Annotated in this window: 1 protein-coding gene; it reads left to right on the top strand. The window is 80.9% G+C overall.

The window, feature by feature from the left end:
• On the top strand, nt 1-651 hold a 651-nt coding region (locus tag LCD35_RS17485), incomplete at its 5' end, for a glycosyltransferase family 2 protein (protein WP_374108097.1).
• Nucleotides 652-773 lie beyond the last annotated feature (122 nt).

Genomic DNA, 773 nt, shown 5'->3' with positions numbered 1-773 from the left:
GACGGGGGCGAGTCGGTGGACGGGGGCGAGTCGGTGGACGGGGGCGAGTCCGTCGGCGGGGTCCCTTCGGCCGGCGGGGACGAACCGGCGGTGCAGGTCGAGTCAGGTGCCGAGGTCGAGTCGGTCGGCGGAACCGGTTCGGGCGCCGCCGCCGGCCCGGCGCGGGAGGTGTTCGGGTTCTGCGGCGGGGCGGCGCTGCTGCGGACCGCGGAACTGCGCGCCGCGGGCGGGGTTCCGGCGCGGTTCTTCTGCTACTACGAGGACACCGACACCGCGTGGCGGCTGCGGCTCGACGGCGGCCGGGTGCTGCTGGTGCCCGATGCCCGGGTGGCGCACCTGCACGGCGCGAGCACCCGGCCAGGCTCGGCGAAGTTCCACCGGTGGAACGAGCGGAACCGGCTGCTGGCGCTGCTGCGTTGCGCGCCGGGACGGGTCGCGGCGCGGGAGCTGGCGCGCTTCGCCGCGCTCACCGCGGTGCTGCCCCTGCGCAGGCTGCGCGGGGATCCGGTGCCGCCGGCGAACTTCCGGCTCGCGCTGCGGCTGCGGGTGCTCGCCGAGCTCGGCGCCCACGCTCCCGCCGCGCTGCTCGCCCGCCGCGGCCGCACCGCGACCGCCCGCGCCGAGGTGTGGCACCGCTGGGCGGGCCGCTGACCCGCCCGATCCCCGAGTGAACGGGCCCGTGGTGCCACGGGGGGGGGCGCCCCGGCCCCCCCCCCCGGGCCCCGGGGGGGGGGGGGGGGGGGGGGGGGGGGGGGGGGGGGGGGGGGGGGGCT

Source organism: Saccharopolyspora sp. 6V, assembly GCF_020176785.1.
Taxonomy (GTDB): domain Bacteria; phylum Actinomycetota; class Actinomycetes; order Mycobacteriales; family Pseudonocardiaceae; genus Saccharopolyspora_C; species Saccharopolyspora_C gregorii.
This window is presented reverse-complemented; position numbering and strand designations above follow the sequence as displayed.